The 18371-nt window shown below is 58.9% G+C and carries 13 protein-coding genes; 8 read left to right on the top strand and 5 right to left on the bottom strand.

The features are described from left to right. Positions 1-64: 64 nt before the first annotated feature. Positions 65-502, bottom strand: coding sequence for a hypothetical protein (locus FHW77_RS20530; RefSeq protein WP_004437980.1), 438 nt, complete (start codon positions 500-502; stop codon positions 65-67). 4 nt (positions 503-506) lie between these two features. Continuing rightward, positions 507-851, bottom strand: a complete 345-nt coding sequence (locus FHW77_RS20525) for an ElaB/YgaM/YqjD family protein (RefSeq protein WP_004437983.1) — start codon at positions 849-851, stop codon at positions 507-509. A 277-nt stretch (positions 852-1128) separates the two neighbouring features. Between FHW77_RS20525 and nspC the strand changes: the two genes are divergently transcribed. Both nspC and FHW77_RS20515 read left to right on the top strand, forming a co-directional pair. Beyond that, positions 1129-2226 carry a carboxynorspermidine decarboxylase gene (gene nspC, locus FHW77_RS20520; protein ID WP_100911375.1) on the top strand — a complete coding sequence of 366 codons (1098 nt, stop codon included), beginning with the start codon at positions 1129-1131 and terminating at the stop codon, positions 2224-2226. Between the two features lie 59 nt (positions 2227-2285). Continuing rightward, entirely contained in the window at positions 2286-3524 is a 1239-nt protein-coding gene (locus tag FHW77_RS20515; protein WP_004437987.1) for a saccharopine dehydrogenase family protein, read from the top strand. 295 nt (positions 3525-3819) lie between these two features. Here FHW77_RS20515 and FHW77_RS20510 read toward each other — a convergent pair whose 3' ends face one another. Beyond that, positions 3820-5667 (bottom strand): DEAD/DEAH box helicase, encoded by a 1848-nt coding sequence (locus FHW77_RS20510; protein WP_100911376.1) that lies wholly within the window; start codon positions 5665-5667, stop codon positions 3820-3822. A gap of 390 nt (positions 5668-6057) precedes the next feature. Here FHW77_RS20510 and FHW77_RS20505 point away from each other — a divergent pair, with 390 nt between their 5' ends. The 6 genes from FHW77_RS20505 (at position 6058) to clpB (ending at position 15919) form a co-directional block, all read left to right on the top strand. Further along, positions 6058-7335 carry an aspartate kinase gene (locus tag FHW77_RS20505; protein WP_006698035.1) on the top strand — a complete coding sequence of 426 codons (1278 nt, stop codon included), beginning with the start codon at positions 6058-6060 and terminating at the stop codon, positions 7333-7335. Positions 7336-7509: 174 nt separating this feature from the next. After that, positions 7510-9777, top strand: coding sequence for a phosphoenolpyruvate--protein phosphotransferase (gene ptsP / locus FHW77_RS20500; RefSeq protein WP_004437993.1), 2268 nt, complete (start codon positions 7510-7512; stop codon positions 9775-9777). Between the two features lie 29 nt (positions 9778-9806). Then, positions 9807-10886 carry a peptide chain release factor 1 gene (gene prfA / locus FHW77_RS20495; protein WP_004437995.1) on the top strand — a complete coding sequence of 360 codons (1080 nt, stop codon included), beginning with the start codon at positions 9807-9809 and terminating at the stop codon, positions 10884-10886. Further along, positions 10883-11752 (top strand): peptide chain release factor N(5)-glutamine methyltransferase, encoded by an 870-nt coding sequence (gene prmC / locus FHW77_RS20490; protein ID WP_100911377.1) that lies wholly within the window; start codon positions 10883-10885, stop codon positions 11750-11752. The genes prfA and prmC overlap by 4 nt, the downstream gene beginning before the upstream one ends. Positions 11753-12147: 395 nt before the next feature. Further along, positions 12148-12930 (top strand): DUF4167 domain-containing protein, encoded by a 783-nt coding sequence (locus FHW77_RS20485; protein WP_100911378.1) that lies wholly within the window; start codon positions 12148-12150, stop codon positions 12928-12930. 364 nt (positions 12931-13294) lie between these two features. After that, a complete protein-coding gene (gene clpB, locus FHW77_RS20480; protein WP_100911379.1) occupies positions 13295-15919 on the top strand; it encodes an ATP-dependent chaperone ClpB in 2625 nt (874 codons plus the stop codon). Between the two features lie 68 nt (positions 15920-15987). Here clpB and FHW77_RS20475 read toward each other — a convergent pair whose 3' ends face one another. Continuing rightward, positions 15988-17934, bottom strand: coding sequence for a M23 family metallopeptidase (locus FHW77_RS20475; RefSeq protein ID WP_006698031.1), 1947 nt, complete (start codon positions 17932-17934; stop codon positions 15988-15990). 166 nt (positions 17935-18100) lie between these two features. Continuing rightward, the coding region (locus FHW77_RS26590) for a hypothetical protein (protein WP_209914595.1) at positions 18101-18371 on the bottom strand (271 nt) is incomplete at its 5' end.

Below are 18371 nucleotides of genomic sequence, written 5' to 3'. Positions count from 1 at the left end.
ACATAAAAAAAACCGCGCATCCATGGGCCGGATGCGCGGTTGGTGTCGCTGGCGAGCCAAGAAGTTACTTGGTCTTTTTTGTACCTGCTCTCGTGGCGAGAAACCCGGCTGCGACGGCGACGGCAAGTGTCGCATAGGGGCGCGCCTGTATCGCGAGTGAAAGCAACGACTGAAGAGCAAGCGGCGCCGCCGTGAGCGGCGCTGCGGCAGCGAGCGGCGTGACCGGCCTTGTTGCATAGACCCTTGGACGCTTCAGGATGGCGAGTGCCACAAGCATGATAACTCCAAGCAGAAACGCGGATCCGGCGACGACCAGCGCTGCAGGGCCTGCGCCGACGTGCCGGGCGAGGTAAATCGATCCGGCTACAACCGCCGCCACGAAGGCTATCAGGAAAAATATTCCCGCCAGCACCGATAATATGATGACAGAGCGCAGTCGTCTCGTGACGACACGCCCTTCACGCTGGGTCTCCCCCAGATAGACCAGCAATGCCTCAAGCATGAGCTTATCGACGTGTCAGGAGGGCAAGAACGAAACCGACGCCGACCGCAATGCCGAGCGACTGGAGCGGGTTTCGCTGGACCTGGTCCGTCAGATTGTCATTCAGCGTTGAAATCTCGTTGCGCACGGTATCCGCCATGTCGCTCGATGCGGAGATGGCATCGTCCGCAACACGCGCGGCCTGAGCTTTCAGCTCATGCGAAGCACCGACGCCAAGCGCCTTCACGCTCTTGGCAAGATTTGCCAGATCTTCGCGAAGCTGGGCGAGCTGCGCGGCCACATCGGCTGCATCACCGCTTTCGAGGGATTGCTGGATCTTGTCATTAACGCTGCTACGCACGCTTGCCATGAGTGAAGTCCTTCTTGAACATCGTTGATGGAGATGGCGACATGTCCATGACTGACGCCGCTTGACTTTCATTACGGCGGCAGAAACTACCCGCCTGTCCGTGATTGAAACGCAGCGACACCGACTTGGTTCCGCAACGTCATGTCTTTTCTTCGTCCCGCTCGATGCGCCTCATTTTTAAGGAATTAGTCCCCGGACATTTGTTTTCCTGTAACAAGCATCATATAAGGCCCATCATCCAAGACCGACCTTGACTTCAATCAATATGTGAAACGAGATGCTGCAGACGCCATATTACCTCATCGACAAGACAAAACTTCTTCGCAACATGGAGAAGATTGCCTATGTGCGGGAAAAATCCGGTGCCAAGGCGCTGTTGGCGTTGAAATGCTTCGCCACCTGGTCGGTGTTCGACTTCATGTCGCAATATATGGATGGCACCACTTCCTCCTCGCTTTATGAAGTCCGTCTTGGCCGCGAGAAATTCGGCGGTGAAACCCATGCCTACTCCGTTGCCTATGCCGATTACGAGATCGACGAGGTGATTGCGAATGCCGACAAGATTATCTTCAATTCCATCGGCCAGCTGGAGCGCTTTGCCGACAAGGCATCCGGCATCACGCGCGGTCTGCGCCTCAATCCGCAGGTCAGTTCATCGAGCTTCGATCTTGCAGATCCCGCACGTCCGTTCAGCCGCCTTGGCGAATGGGATGTCGCCAAGGTCGACAAGGTCATGGATTGCATTTCCGGTTTCATGATCCACAATAACTGCGAAAACAGCGATTTTGCCCTGTTCGACCGCATGCTGACGCAGATCGAGGAAAAATTCGGATCGCTGCTGTCGCGTGCCGAATGGGTCAGCCTCGGCGGCGGCATTCATTTCACTGGCGACGATTACCCGCTCGACCAGTTCTGCGACCGTCTGCGTGCCTTCTCAGAAAAATACGGTGTGCAGGTGTATCTCGAGCCGGGCGAAGCCTCGATCACGAAGAGCACGACGCTCGAAGTGACGGTTCTCGACACGCTGTTCAACGGCAAGAACCTCGCTATCGTCGACAGCTCCATCGAAGCGCACATGCTCGATCTTCTGATCTATCGTGAGAGCGCCAAGGTATCGCCGAACGAGGGCGAACATCCCTATATGGTTTGCGGCAAGTCCTGCCTCGCCGGCGATATTTTCGGCGATTTCCGTTTCGACAACGAGCTGAAAGTGGGTGACCGCATCTCCTTCCAGGACGCAGCCGGTTACACCATGGTCAAGAAAAACTGGTTCAACGGCGTGAAGATGCCGACGATCGCCATCAAGGAACTCGACGGCTCGGTTCGCGCCGTCCGTGAATTCGACTTTGCCGATTTCGAGCAAAGCCTGTCTTAAACCCTGTTTCAACATCCAACGAAGCTCATCCCTGCGGGGAAAAGGAGGCATCACCTGAAATGAAGAAGAACGTTCTGATCATCGGCGCCGGTGGCGTAGCACAGGTCGTGGCGCATAAATGCGCCCAGAACAGCGATGTATTGGGAGACATTCATATTGCGTCACGGACTTTGGAAAAGTGCCGCAAGATTGTCGAGTCCGTACGCGAAAAGAAGAGCCTCAAGACAGATGTGAAACTTGAGGCCCATGCGCTTGACGCGATGGATATCGAGGCGACGAAAGCCTTGATCAACAAGACCGGCGTACAGATCGTCATCAATGTCGGTTCGGCTTTCGTCAACATGTCCGTTCTTCGTGCCTGCATGGACACGGGTGTTGCCTATATGGATACGGCGATCCACGAGGATCCCACCAAGATCTGCGAGACGCCGCCGTGGTATGGAAACTACGAGTGGAAGCGTGCTGAAGAATGCAAGGAGAAGGGCATTACTGCCATTCTCGGTGTCGGTTTTGACCCGGGTGTCGTCAACGCCTATGCGCGTCTTGCCAAGGATGAGTATTTCGACAAGGTCACCTCGGTCGATATCGTCGACATCAATGCCGGCAGCCATGGCCGCTGGTTCTCCACCAACTTCGATCCGGAAATCAACTTCCGTGAGTTCACCGGGGTCGTCTATTCCTGGCAGAATGGCCAGTGGCAGACCAACCAGATGTTCGAAGTCGGCCAGGAATTCGATCTGCCTGTCGTCGGCAAGCAGAAGGCCTATATGACCGGCCATGACGAAGTGCATTCGCTGTCCAAGAACATGGACGGCGCCGATGTCCGCTTCTGGATGGGGTTCGGCGATCACTATATCAATGTCTTCACCGTGCTGAAGAACCTCGGGCTGCTCTCCGAAAAGCCGGTCAAGACGGCTGAAGGTCTGGAAGTCGTGCCGCTGAAGGTGGTCAAGGCCGTGCTGCCCGATCCGTCTTCGCTGGCGCCCGATTATGTCGGCAAGACCTGCATTGGTGATATCGTCAAGGGTATCAAGGACGGCAAGGAACGCGAAGTCTTCATCTACAACGTGGCTGACCATAAGGAAGCCTATGAAGAAGTCGGCTCGCAGGGCATTTCCTACACAGCTGGCGTTCCGCCGGTTGCTGCCGCCATGTTGATAGCGACAGGCGAATGGGATGTGAAGCAGATGGCAAACGTTGAAGAACTGCCACCGAAGCCGTTCCTGAACCTTCTGAACAAGATCGGTCTTCCGAACCGCATCAAGGACGAAAACGGCGACCGCGCGCTGGAATTCTGAGCACAGGCGTTTTGAGAATTGAGACAAAATAAAAGCCCCGCGAGAGCGGGGCTTTTTGTTGAATCTGTCGACCTGAATCGATTGCAAAGTTTTCGCATCCCCACTCCGTCACCCCGGACTTGATCCGGGGTCTAGCGCGATCAAGTCTTTGATCGCAAAAGGGTCTTCTCACGACGCAGACGCGTCGTGGCTGGATGCCGGATCAGGTCCGGCATGACGGAGGAGGTCGTCGACCGGCTTGAGTCCCACAAAAAGGGACTCATTTTCTTGCAAGAGCTAAAAACGAAGGGCGTCCTCAGCCCTTTGTCGGCTTTGGCCCACGCTTTTCGAATGGCTTGTCCTTCTTGCCATCATATTTCGGCTTGTCGCCAAAGGGCTTTTTCTTTTTCCAGGGCTTGTCTTCGCCCTTGCGATCATCGCGGGGGGCGCTCGCGTTGTCGGACTTGCTGAACTTCCGCTGGGCCTTGGCCGGCCGCGTGTCTTCGCGGAAGCCGCCAGTCATCTCGGGTTTGCCCTCAAGCGCCTTGAGGCGAATGCCCTTTTCCAGTGTCATGTCCTTGCCGATGGCGGAAGTGAAACGGTCGACGGCATCGGCTGCCAGTTCCACGAAGGTCTCCGTTTGCTGCATGCGGATGGCGCCGATATCCTGGCGGGTGATCTTGCCGAAACGGCACAGCATCGGGATAAGCCAGCGCGGCTCGGCGCTCTGCTTGCGGCCAACGGACAGCGAGAACCAGGCGCTGTCGGAGAAGTCGGACCTGTCGCGGCGCGGAGCGTTGTTTTCGACCGTTTCGAAACTGTCGCGGCGCGGCTTGCGGGTGTTATCAAGCGCGACTTCAAAAATGTCTTCCGGTGCCGAACGTCCCGCATGATAAAGGCGCACGAAGGCCGCGGCGACTTTTTCCGCGCCATGCTGTTCCAGCAGCTTGGTCACGAAATCGCGTTCGTCATCCGCCACTGCTTCGCTGAGCGTAGGATCGGCCAGAAGCCGGGCGCCGTCGCGCTCGACGATCTCTTCAACGGAGGGTGGGTGTACCCATGCGGCACTGACCTTGGCGCCTTCGAGCAGGCGCTCGGCCTTGCGGCGCTGGCTGACCGGTACCACGATGGCGCTGACGCCCTTCTGACCGGCGCGGCCGGTGCGGCCCGAGCGGTGCAGAAGTGTTTCGGAATTGGTCGGCAGGTCGGCATGGATGACGAGTTCGAGGCCGGGCAGGTCGATGCCGCGGGCGGCAACGTCTGTCGCCACGCAAACGCGGGCGCGGCCGTCACGCATGGCCTGCAGGGCATGTGTACGCTCGTTCTGCGTCAGTTCGCCGGAGAGAGCCACGACGGAGAAGCCACGATTGTTCAGGCGGGCCGTCAGGTGGTTCACCGCGGCGCGGGTGGAGCAGAACACGATGGCGTTGCGGGCTTCGTAAAAGCGCAGCGCATTGATGATGGCGTTCTCGCGATCGGAAGGCGAAACCAGAAGCGCGCGATATTCGATATCCACATGCTGCTTCTGTTCGGAAGCGGTGGCGATGCGCACGGCGTTCTTCTGGTAGCTTTCGGCCAGCTTGGCGATGCTGCGCGGCACGGTGGCCGAGAACATCAGCGTGCGGCGATCTTCGGGCGATTCCTCCAGAATGAATTCCAGATCTTCACGGAAGCCGAGGTCGAGCATTTCGTCGGCTTCGTCGAGCACGACAGCGCGGATCGATGAGAGATCGAGTGCATTGCGCTTGATGTGGTCGCAGAGACGGCCGGGCGTGCCGACGACGATATGAGCACCGCGCTCCAGCGCCCGGCGCTCATTGCGGATATCCATGCCGCCGACGCAGGAGGCGATGGAGACACCGGCAAATTCGTAAAGCCATTCTAGCTCGCGCTTGACCTGCATGGCCAGTTCGCGTGTGGGGGCGATGGCAAGCGCCAGAGGGGCAGCGGCCTGGCCGAAACGGGTGTTGTCACGCAGCAGCGTGGTCGCAAGCGCGATGCCGAAGGCAACGGTCTTGCCGGAACCGGTCTGCGCGGAAACCAGCGCGTCCTTGTCGGCAAGTTCCGGCGCAAGCATGGCCTGCTGCACGGGGGTCAAATCTTTATAGCCGCGTTTTTCCAACGCCTGCGCGATCGCCGGGGCGATACCCTGGGTGTCTGTCATCTACCGTCTTTCGGATATGAAGCTGCCCGCATCCGCCCGAAACCAATAGATCCTAAAGTCTCCGGGGCAGCCGATACAGGCCATTTCGGCCAGCTGGCCGGTTGCATTGCCGCGCTCATACTGCGAATGGGCCGATTTGTACAGTGCACGGCGGTACGCTCTTTTGCGGGTGCTTTATCCCGCCGGCGCGTCAGTCCGCCATTGTTGCATGTTCACGCTCCCGAAAAAGGCGTACCGCATGGTTCATAAACGGCATTGCGTGGCCCCCGCCTTTTCGCTAAGAGACCCGCAACTTGAGGCTCTTTGTCAGGAAGAGCCGACTGGGTTTGTTCTTGTCCGTCCGTCTTGTGAAAGAGCCGGCGGGAAAATGGGATGGTACTGGTCAAGGCTATGGCTCGCATTGTCATGAAATTCGGCGGCACGTCCGTCGCGAACCTCGAACGCATTCACAATGTCGCCCGGCATGTGAAACGCGAAGTGGATGCCGGCCATGAAGTGGCCGTGGTCGTTTCCGCCATGTCCGGTAAAACCAACGAACTGGTTGACTGGGTGCAGAACGCAGCAAAGATTACGGGGAGCAATGCCGCCTCCTTTTATGATGCGCGCGAATATGACGCGGTTGTCGCATCCGGCGAGCAGGTGACGTCAGGTCTTCTGGCGATCACGCTGCAATCCATGGGCATCAATGCGCGCTCCTGGCAGGGCTGGCAGATCCCGATCCGCACCGATAATGCGCATGGCGCCGCCCGCATTCTCGAGATTGACGGTTCCGATATCGTCAAGCGCATGGGCGAGGGCCAGGTTGCCGTTGTTGCCGGCTTCCAGGGCATCGGTCCCGATAACCGCATTGCAACGCTTGGCCGCGGCGGCTCCGACACCTCGGCCGTTGCCATTGCCGCTGCCGTGAAGGCGGATCGTTGCGACATCTATACGGATGTCGATGGCGTCTACACGACCGATCCGCGCATCGAGCCCAAGGCTCGCCGCATGAAAAAGATCGCCTTCGAGGAAATGCTCGAAATGGCGTCGCTCGGTGCCAAGGTCCTGCAGGTCCGCTCGGTCGAGCTTGCCATGGTACACAAGGTGCGCACCTTCGTTCGCTCCAGTTTCGAGGATCCCGATGCGCCGGGCATGGGCGACCTCATCAACCCGCCCGGTACTTTGATTTGTGACGAGGATGAAATCGTGGAACAGGAAGTCGTAACCGGCATCGCCTATGCCAAGGATGAAGCACAGATCTCGCTGCGCCGCGTGGCCGACCGTCCGGGCGTCTCCGCCGCGATCTTCGGGCCTCTGGCGGAAGCGCACATCAATGTCGACATGATCGTGCAGAACATTTCCGAAGACGGTTCGCGCACCGACATGACCTTTACTGTTCCTTCGGGCGACGTTGCCAAGGCGCTTAAGGTTCTCGATGACAACAAGGCCCAGATCGGCTTCGACGTTGCCCAGAACGAAACCGGCCTCGCCAAGGTTTCGGTTATCGGCATTGGCATGCGCAGCCACGCGGGCGTTGCCGCCAGCGCGTTCAAGGCACTGGCCGAGAAGAACATCAACATCAAGGCGATCACCACGTCGGAGATCAAGATTTCGATCCTGATCGATGGCGCCTATGCCGAACTTGCGGTTCGCACTTTGCATTCTGCTTACGGCCTCGATAAGAGCTAAGCCGAGACATCGGTTCCCGATGCTCCGATTCTTCGGAGTTGCGTTCTTCCGATGTGGCGTTTCATGAAAGCGTGTCCCTTGCGGGACGCGCTTCTCGCGCTATAAATTTTTAAATGACGTTTTGATTCCCGAATATTATGACATTCGGATCGGAAGCGTCGGGGAGCAAACGCGATGAGAGACCTTTCCGCAGGTCCGCGCGTCCTGCTCAAGCGGCTGCGCGAAATGATGGCGGAGCACCTTGAACCGCAGGACCGCCTTGACCAGATCGTCCGTCAGATCGCCGGCAACATGGTGGCGGAGGTTTGCTCGGTCTATGTGCTGCGTTCCGACAGCGTGCTTGAGCTTTATGCGACGGAAGGTCTCAACAAGGATGCCGTGCATCTTGCGCAGCTGAAAATGGGGCAGGGTCTTGTCGGCACCATTGCCGCTTCCGCCCAACCGCTCAATCTTTCCGATGCGCAGGCGCATCCCGCATTCCGCTATCTTCCTGAAACCGGTGAGGAAATTTATCATTCCTTCCTCGGCGTGCCAATTTTGCGCTCCGGTCGCACTCTTGGCGTTCTTGTGGTCCAGAACAAGGCCAGCCGAACGTACCGGGAGGATGAAATTGAAGCGCTCGAGACAACCGCGATGCTTATCGCTGAAATAGTGGCGAGCGGCGAGTTGAAGAAGATCACACGCCCCGGTGTCGAGCTGGACCTGACGCGTGCCGTCTCCATCGACGGCGACGCCTATGGCGAAGGCATCGGTCTTGGCCATGTGGTGCTGCACGATCCGCGCATTGTCGTTACCAACCTGCTGAACGAAGATGCGGATACGGAAATCCGTCGCCTTGCCGATGCTATCGGCTCGCTGCGGCTCTCCATCGATGACATGCTGCAGCGCCGTGACGTACCGACCGAAGGCGAGCACCGCGAGGTTCTCGAGACCTACCGCATGTTCGCCCACGATCAGGGCTGGGTGCGACGCATGGAAGAAGCGATCCGCAACGGCCTGACGGCGGAAGCGGCGGTCGAAAAGGTGCAGAGCGATACCAAGGCGCGTATGATGCGTCTCACCGATCCTTATCTGCGCGAACGCATGCATGATTTCGACGATCTCGCCAACCGGCTGCTTCGGCAGCTCATCGGTTTTGGCGGTCGTGGTCCGGAGCAGGATTTCCCGCTCGATGCCATCGTGCTGGCCCGCGCCATGGGGGCGGCCGAACTCCTGGATTATCCGCGCGAAAAACTGCGTGGTCTGGTGCTGGAAGATGGCGCGGTGACCAGCCATGTCGTCATCGTGGCCCGCGCCATGGGCATTCCGGTTATCGGGCAGGCGACGGGCATTGTCGCGCTTGCCGAAAACAACGATCCCATCATCATCGATGGCGATGACGGCCAGGTGCATTTGCGTCCGATGTCGGATCTGCAACGCGCCTATGAGGAAAAAGTGCGTCTGCGTGCCCGCCGGCAGGAGCAGTTCCGCGCACTTCGCAATGTCGAACCGATCACCAAAGATGGCCAGAAGGTCAACCTCAAGATGAATGCTGGTCTTTTGGTGGATCTGCCGCAGCTGGATGAATCGGGTGCCGATGGCATTGGACTGTTCCGTACCGAGCTGCAATTCATGATCGCTTCCAACATGCCGAAGGGTGAGGAACAGGAGGCCTTCTACCGCTCCGTCCTGCGGCAGGCGAAGGGCAAGAGCGTTACCTTCCGCACGCTCGATATTGGCGGCGACAAGGTCGTTTCATATATGCGCGGCCAGGAGGAGGAAAATCCGGCGCTTGGCTGGCGGGCGATTCGCCTGTCGCTCGACCGGCCGGGGCTGATGCGCACGCAGATGCGCGCGCTTCTGCGCGCTGCTTCCGGTGCCGAACTGCGCATGATGTTGCCGATGGTGACGGAAGTGTCCGAAATCCGCGCTGCACGCGACCTGCTGCAGAAGGAGGTACAGCATCTTTCGAAATTCAGCCATGCGCTGCCGAAAAAGCTGCAGTTCGGCGCCATGCTGGAGGTGCCGGCGCTGATGTGGCAGCTCGATGAGCTGATGCAGGAGGTGGATTTCGTCTCCGTGGGTTCGAATGATCTCTTCCAGTTCTCGATGGCTGTGGATCGCGGCAACGCCCGTGTTTCGGATCGCTTCGACAATCTCGGCAAGCCGTTCCTGCGCATGCTTCGCGATATCGTGCGGGCGGGCGAAAGGCATCAGACTTCGGTTACGCTGTGCGGTGAAATGGCGAGCAAGCCACTTTCGGCAATGGCTCTTATCGGACTTGGATTCCGTTCGATTTCCATGTCGCCGACGGCGATCGGCCCCGTGAAGGCCATGCTGCTCGGGCTCGATGCCGCAAGTCTTGCCGAAGAGTTGAATGCGGCGCTGGATGATCATAATTCGCTGGAAAGCGCGCGCGAGGTGTTGTTACGCTTTGCGGCGACGCATTCCATTCCCATTTAAAAAGAACTGTTTCATAATTGGAGTGACTGGTGGCGAAGCTTCCCGTCGAAAAAATGCGCGAGTTGGAAAGACGTTTCGGCGAGATCGAAGCGCGTATGTCGGCCGGGCCTGCTGCGGATGTCTATGTGAAGCTCGCTTCGGAATATTCCGAGCTCGAGCCGGTGGTGAAGAAAATTCGCGAATACGAGAAGGCGATCTCTGAGGCCGCCGATCTCGAAGCGCTGCTTGCCGACAAGACGACCGACAAGGATATGCGCGAACTGGCGGAAATGGAGCTTCCGGAGATCGAGAGCCGTATCGAAGAGCTCGAGAAGGACATGCAGGTCCTGCTGCTGCCGAAGGATGCTGCGGACGAAAAAAGTGCGATCCTCGAAATACGCGCCGGGACCGGCGGTTCCGAGGCGGCACTGTTTGCCGGCGATCTGTTCCGCATGTATGAGCGTTTTGCTGCTTCCAAGGGCTGGAAGGTGGAAGTGCTCTCTGCAAGCGAGGGTGAAGCCGGCGGTTATAAGGAAATCATCGCCACGATCAGTGGGCGAGGGGTGTTCTCCAAGCTGAAATTCGAGTCCGGCGTTCACCGGGTGCAGCGCGTGCCGGAAACGGAAGCAAGCGGCCGCATCCACACGTCTGCGGCCACCGTCGCGGTGCTACCGGAAGCGGAAGAAATCGATATCGAAATCCGCCCGGAAGATATCCGCATCGATACGATGCGTGCGTCGGGCGCCGGCGGCCAGCACGTCAACACCACCGATTCCGCCGTTCGCATCACCCATTTGCCGACAGGGCTGATCGTGACGAGCTCGGAGAAATCGCAGCATCAGAACCGCGCCAAAGCCATGCAGGTTCTTCGTTCACGACTTTACGATATTGAGCGCCAGAAGGTGGACAGTGAACGTTCGGCCGACCGCAAGAGCCAGGTGGGCTCTGGCGACCGCTCCGAGCGCATCCGCACCTATAATTTTCCTCAGGGCCGTGTCACCGATCACCGTATCAATCTCACGCTCTACAAGCTGGACCGGATGATCGAAGGCGAGATTGATGAGCTCGTGGATGCGCTGATCGCCGATTATCAGGCGGGGCAGCTGGCGCAACTCGGCGAGCAGCATTGAGCGCGCCGGCCGGGGCCACTGTCGCAAGTGAACTTGCCGCGGCCCGCAAGCGGCTGCGGGCGGCGGGGATCGCCGATCCACTTCTCGATGCGCGTCTCCTGATTGCCGAAGTCGTCGGTTTTTCGTTGACCGACTTCGTGATGAAGCCGGACCGGTCGCTCACGACCGAGGAGCAAGCCCGAATTGATGCGATGATCGAAAGACGCGCCGCCGGCGAGCCTGTTCACCGCATCCTGGGCCATCGGGAGTTTCATGGCCTGGATCTTCTTTTGTCGAGGGAAACGCTCGAGCCGCGCCCTGATACGGAGGTTCTGGTAGACACGCTGCTGCCTGCCTTGAAGGCTGCCGTTTCAGCCAGGGGCAGCGCGCGTATTCTCGATCTGGGCACAGGCACGGGGGCGATCTGTCTCGCGCTTTTGAAGGAATGCCCGGAGGCGACCGGTGTTGGCAGCGATATCTCCGCCGACGCGCTGGAGACAGCCTCGAGAAACGCATTCCGAAATGATCTCGGCGGTCGTTTCGAACCCGTGCAAAGCGACTGGTTCGAAAAAATCTCTGGCCGCTTTGACATAATTGTGTCGAATCCGCCTTATATAAGAAGCGATATCGTCGCAACGCTTGACCGAGAGGTTCGTCATCATGATCCTCTGGCGGCGCTGGATGGAGGTCAGGACGGCCTTGCACCGTACCGCCTCATCGCTGCCGAAGCAGGCCGCTTTCTTGTGGAAAACGGGATTGTCGGTGTGGAGATCGGTTTCGATCAAAGGCTTGATGTTTCCGCTATATTTTCTTCCCACGGCTTCTCTCTTCTGGACGCCGTCAAGGATTATGGCGGTAATGATAGAGTTTTGACCTTCCGGAGATAGTTGACGGCGATATGTCTGCGGAATTTTTTGCAAGGATATTTTGCACAGCAAAAGAAAAGGCTTGGATTTCCGCGGGAAGCGGGATAGTTTGCGGCCACATGCCGGGTGGCTGAGGACGAACTGAGATTCGTCAGGGTATGGGTCAGTCCCGAAGCGGGTTCTTTAAAGAGCCCTGAAAGGCTGGGCGTTTCCGGCATGTGAATCAGTAAACTTTGTTCGCAGACGGCTCGGTGCAGCATTTGCGCGACCGGTCGTCTTACGCGAGGTCTTGTCCGGAGGTATCTCGGCAGGGCGCGTGATGGAGCAATTTCAGGAAAAATTTCCAGCGGTTTTCCGCCCGGAATTGCATGAAAACAACCAGATTATCAGCAAAACAGAATTCAGGTGAGCAATTGATGAGGCCAGGACAGCAAAACAAGCGCGGCCGGGGGCGTGGAAACAACAACAATAATAATGGTGGCGGTAACAACAACTTCAACCGCAAGGGCGGTAACCCGCTGACCAGGACTTATGACAGTTCCGGCCCCGATGTTAAAATCCGTGGCACAGCCCAGCACATAGCGGAAAAATACGCGGCTCTGGCGCGCGACGCACAGAGTTCCGGCGACCGCGTGATGGCTGAAAACTATCTGCAGCACGCTGAACATTATAACCGCATCATCGCGTCGGCTCAGGCGCAGATGCAGGAACGCTTCCAGCGCGACGACCGCGGCGAGTATAACGCCGCCGACGCCGACGAGATGGATGTGAACGATGGTGACGAAGGCGCCATTGCACCGCAGCATCAGGCCGAACAGGCCGAGCGCGCGCAGCAGCCCGAACGCCAGGAGCGCGCCGAACGGAACGAGCAGCGCCAGGAGCGCCGTGAACGTCCCGACCGCCGTGAGCGGCAGGAGCGTCAGCCACGCCAGCAGGTGAGCACAGACCAGCAGCCTCCGGTTTATGACGCCAGTCAGGCGCCGCAGCCCGTCATCGAGGGTACGCCGATGGAGGTGGCCGTCGAAGAGGAACAGCAGCAGGCGGAAGCTCCAGCCGAACGCGCACCGAAGACGCGCCGGGCGACCGGTCCGCGCCAGCGCCGTCCACGTCGCACTGCGGCTGCCGAAGGTGCCGAAGGTGAAGATGCAGGAGCCGGTGAAGGGGCCGCTCCCGCCACGCTTGAAAACGCCGCGGAATAAACAGCGAAGGCAGACATGCCCCAGACTGAAAAACTCCGGCTCGCCGGAGTTTTTTTATTTTGGCGCGCCAAGCTCTATGACTGCGCGCGCCGGCATGGCTAGCAGGGTGAAGCTGACGCCCGTCAACTTCCTGGGAAAATTTCTCGACGGCCGGATTTCTTCCCCTTTAAACCGATGAAAATGCCTCCCATATTCGAGCAGGATGGAAGGTTGCCGACACTGCTGGCGACCGACCATCGAGAGGCGGCGATCGTGAAATCCTTAAACACGGCTGTCGTAGCGGGGCTTGCCTTTTGAGGGAGCCCCAACCCTAACACCCGGAGCCGTGCCGAAAGCGGGCGGGCCGGTCTATGGAGGTTCGACTATGAATATTGAAAAATACTCCGAGCGCGTTCGCGGTTTTCTGCAATCGGCGCAGACCTTTGCGCTGGCCGAAAACCATCAGCAGTTTTCGCCCGAGCATGTTCTCAAGGTGCTGCTCGATGACGAGCAGGGTATGGCGGCATCGCTGATCGAGCGGGCTGGCGGCGACGCGAAAGAAGCGCGTCTTGCCAATGATGCCGCACTGGCAAAATTACCGAAGGTATCCGGTGGCAATGGCGGCCTTTCGCTGACGGCTCCCCTTGCAAAGGTGTTTTCCACCGCCGAAGACCTGGCCAAAAAGGCTGGCGATAGTTTCGTGACCGTCGAGCGTCTTCTGCAGGCGCTTGCGATTGAAAGCTCTGCTTCCACTTCGGCTTCCCTGAAGAAGGCCGGCGTGACGGCGCAGGCGCTCAATCAGGTCATCAATGATATCCGCAAGGGCCGCACGGCTGACAGCGCCAATGCCGAACAGGGCTTTGACGCGCTGAAGAAGTTCGCGCGCGACCTGACGGAAGAGGCCCGCGAAGGCAAGCTGGACCCTGTTATTGGCCGCGACGATGAAATTCGCCGTACCATTCAGGTGCTGTCTCGCCGTACAAAGAACAATCCCGTGCTGATCGGTGAACCTGGCGTCGGTAAGACGGCGATTGCCGAAGGCCTCGCCCTGCGCATCGTCAATGGCGATGTGCCCGAAAGCCTCAAAGACAAGAAGCTGATGGCGCTCGATATGGGCGCGCTGATCGCAGGTGCGAAATATCGCGGTGAGTTCGAAGAGCGCCTGAAGGCTGTCCTCAACGAGGTGCAGTCTGAAAATGGCGGCATCATCCTCTTCATCGACGAAATGCATACACTGGTCGGCGCCGGTAAGGCGGATGGGGCGATGGATGCCTCCAATCTGCTGAAGCCCGCGCTTGCCCGCGGTGAGCTGCACTGCGTTGGCGCCACCACGCTCGACGAATATCGCAAGCATGTGGAGAAGGATCCGGCCCTTGCCCGCCGTTTCCAGCCCGTGCTGGTGGATGAACCGACCGTTGAGGACACGATCTCGATCCTGCGCGGGTTGAAGGAAAAATACGAACAGCACCACAAGGTCCGTATCTCGGATTCGGCCCTGGTTGCGGCTGCGACGCTTTCCAATCGCTATATCACCGACCGTTTCCTGCCGGATAAGGCAATCGACCTGATGGACGAAGCCGCGTCGCGTCTTCGCATGCAGGTGGATTCCAAGCCGGAAGAACTGGACGAACTGGATCGCCGCATCATCCAGCTCAAGATCGAGCGCGAAGCCCTGAAGCAGGAGACGGACCAGTCTTCTGTCGACCGGCTCAAGAAGCTCGAGGGTGAACTGGCGGATACGGAAGAGAAGGCCGATGCGCTGACGGCCCGCTGGCAGGCGGAAAAGCAGAAGCTCGGCCACGCCGCCGATCTCAAGAAACGGCTGGACGAAGCCCGCAACGAACTGGCGATCGCGCAGCGCAACGGTCAGTTCCAGCGCGCCGGTGAATTGACCTACGGCATCATTCCGGGGATCGAAAAGGAACTGGCTGCGGCGGAAGCGCGGGACAGCAGCGGTGCCGGCTCGATGGTTCAGGAAGTGGTGACGGCGGACAACATCGCGCATGTCGTTTCCCGCTGGACCGGCATTCCGGTTGACAAGATGCTCGAAGGCCAGCGCGAAAAGCTGTTGCGCATGGAAGACGAACTTGCCAAGTCCGTTGTCGGGCAGGGTGAGGCCGTTCAGGCCGTGTCCAAGGCGGTTCGCCGTTCGCGTGCCGGCCTGCAGGATCCCAACCGGCCGATCGGTTCGTTCATCTTCCTCGGCCCGACGGGCGTGGGCAAGACCGAGCTGACCAAGTCGCTGGCCCGCTTCCTGTTCGACGACGAAACCGCGATGGTTCGCCTCGACATGTCGGAATATATGGAGAAACACTCCGTTGCCCGGCTCATCGGTGCGCCTCCCGGCTATGTCGGTTACGAGGAGGGCGGGGCGCTCACGGAAGCGGTTCGCCGCCGGCCTTATCAGGTCGTGCTGTTCGACGAGATCGAAAAAGCGCATCCGGATGTCTTCAACGTCCTGCTGCAGGTGCTGGATGATGGCCGCCTGACGGATGGCCAGGGCCGCACCGTCGATTTCAAGAACACCATCATCATCATGACCTCGAACCTCGGTTCGGAATTCATGACGCAGATGGGTGACAATGACGACGTGGATTCGGTTCGCGAACTGGTGATGGAGCGTGTCCGGTCGCATTTCCGGCCGGAGTTCCTCAATCGTATCGATGATATCATCCTCTTCCATCGCCTGCGGCGGGACGAGATGGGTGCCATCGTGGAAATCCAGTTGAAGCGGCTCGTTTCGCTGCTGGGAGATCGCAAGATTTCGCTCGAACTGGATGAGGATGCCCGTAACTGGCTTGCCAACAAAGGCTACGATCCCGCCTATGGCGCTCGTCCGCTGAAGCGGGTGATCCAGAAGGCGGTTCAGGACAGGCTTGCGGAAATGATCCTTGGCGGGGAAATCCCCGATGGTTCGCGGGTGAAGGTGACCTCTGGAACCGACCGGCTGCTGTTCAAGGTCAAGCCGCCAAAAGCCGAGGCCGACACTGAGGCCGCCGACGCTGCATAAAAAAAGGGCTCCGGAAACGGGGCCCTTTTCCTATAAGCGGACCCTGTTGATCTGAAATCCGCTGCCGATCAGCGGCTTGCCACCTGATTGGACTTTTCTTCGATATTCAGCAGATTGTCGATGCGTTTTCTCTCGTCGGAGAAACGCGCCAGCGCCTCGCCGGAAAGCGACTTGCCGCCCGGCAGACGCACCTTCATCGCGTCCACCTTGGTGCCGTTGACGATCAGCTCGTAGTGCAGATGCGCGCCGGTCGAAAGACCGGTCGACCCCACATAGCCGATGACCTGACCCTGCCGGACCTTTGCCCCCTCGGTGACCCCCTTGGCGATCGCGCTCTGGTGGTTATAGGAAGAGACATAGCCATTGGCATGGCGGATCAGGGTCTGGTTGCCGTAACCGGAAGCCCATCCGGCCTTCTCGACAGTGCCGTTACCCGTTGCGATAATCGGCGTGCCCCGGGCGGCGGCCCAGTCTGTTCCCGTATGCATGCGGCTGAATTTCAGCACGGGATGGCGGCGCATCCCGAAACCGGAGGTCATGCGGCCGTTTGGAACCGGGTTGCGCAACAGGAACTGCCGGATGCTTTTGCCGTTTTCATCGAAATAATCGATGCTGTTGTCTTCCGGATTCTGGAACCGGTAAAAGCGTGTCTCGTTGTCGCCGAACTTGGCATTGACATAGAGCAGCTCCGACTTGTCCGTCGCCTTGCCATCCGCATCTTCCACGGAGAAGAAGGCTTCGAGCGTGTCCGCGGGCTTGAGCTGCGCCTGGAAATCGACGCTGCTGGCCAGAAGCTTGATCAACTGCGAGACCATGCCCTGGTTCATGCCGTAAGCAAGCGCGGCGCGGTACACCCCGTCATAGACGCTTGGCAGATCGCGCCCCGCCGCAGGTGCGGGTGTGCTGTCAAAGGCGGTCGCCACCGCGTCCAGTTTCGGTGGTTCGCTGGCCTTGATGAAGCGCTTGCGGTCATCGACGGCCATGGTGACCATGTGGCGGCCCTTGCGGTAAAGGCTCACGCGCACGATATCGCTTTTCTCGTCTTCCTGAAGGATGCCGACGCGCAGCACATCGCCGCTTTCCACATTGTTCGACTGGATTTGCGGTGCCAGCAGGCCGGCAATCTCCGAAGACTGTGCCTTCGAATAACCTGCGCCGAAAAGCGCGGCCTCGATGGTTTCGGTCTGGCGGGCAGGGATCACGTCATCGGCATATTCCTTGACGGGAACGGAGGCCGATTGTGGTGTCGAGACCGACATGTTCTGTTCGACGACGCGGGCGGCCAGGCCGGCGGTGATGTCGACGTCGCCTTCGTCATTATCGAAACGGCGTGGATCGATGTAATAAAGCGCGGCAAGCTGTTCGTTGCCGTCCGTCAGGATCGAGCCGTTGGAACGCACGGCTTCCTCCACCTCATCGAAGCTCAGCGAGCCGGCGAAGGGGAATTTGGAATGCTGCACGGGAAAGGCAACGGTCTTCAGGCTGACTTCGGATTCGACCTCGGAACCGTAAATCGTTCCCGTCCTGCTCGGTGCAGGTGCCGACGCGTCCTTGTCGTCATTGCTGGCGAAGATATTAAGGGGATCGAAGGCTGGATAGTCGTCCTGCTTGGCGTAATTTGCCGCAAGCGGAATTTTCACGTGGGAGAATGGCACCTTTCGGACCACTTCCTTGTCGCCTTCGTTGATGACCGTCGAGACTTCCATGATCGAGCGGTCGGACGGTCGCGCGGCAATATTCGGTGCCACGAGGCGCGTGCCGCGACGGGCTGCCTCCGTCACGTTGTTGCCCATATCCGCCTTGGCGAAGGCTTCGGCGGGGATGGCAAGCTGCTGACGTCCGTCGAGAGCGGCGAACAGGGCCACACCCATCAATATGGAAGAGGTAATACCAGTGAGGAACGTGCCGGAAAGCCATCGAAGCGAAATTTCGCGGCGATCGGGTGCACGTCGCCCTTCCGCCAGAATTGGCGGTTCCGTGCCTAGCGACCGGATCACGTTGCGATCCGCAGTCATACTGGCTGTGCCCCGTCGGTCATGCGCTCTCCAGAAACTTCAGGCGAAGATGTGCAACTTTCAAAGCCGCGAGTCAAATCCATCGACACCATGGCTAAAGGTTTGCAGCGCGCTTTATAGGATATGCGCAGGCATGCCCCATGTTAACGCTTCGTTGACAAACCAATTAGTGAGGAACCGGGCCAAAAGAAGGCACGCCCCGGTTCTTGCGGGCCTTCGGGATCTTCTCCTGTGCAAAATCGCTGCGTTTAACAGGGGCCCGTCGGCCGGCATTCCCAGGAAACCGAAATAACATATTAAATTCAGATGCTTGTCGAATTTTCTGAGTTTTTCGAATTTGGCCTGTTGACTTGTTCGGTGGGGTTCTCTTATAAGTCCGCTCACTGAACGAGGGCGGCGGCGCTGCTGGCGACGAAGTCTTTCGTTCTAAATAAATC

The organism is Agrobacterium sp. RC10-4-1 (assembly GCF_014138475.1).
GTDB classification, from domain to species: Bacteria; Pseudomonadota; Alphaproteobacteria; order Rhizobiales; family Rhizobiaceae; genus Agrobacterium; species Agrobacterium pusense.
Note: the sequence above shows the minus strand (reverse complement) of the source record. Positions and strands in the feature narration are given on the sequence as shown.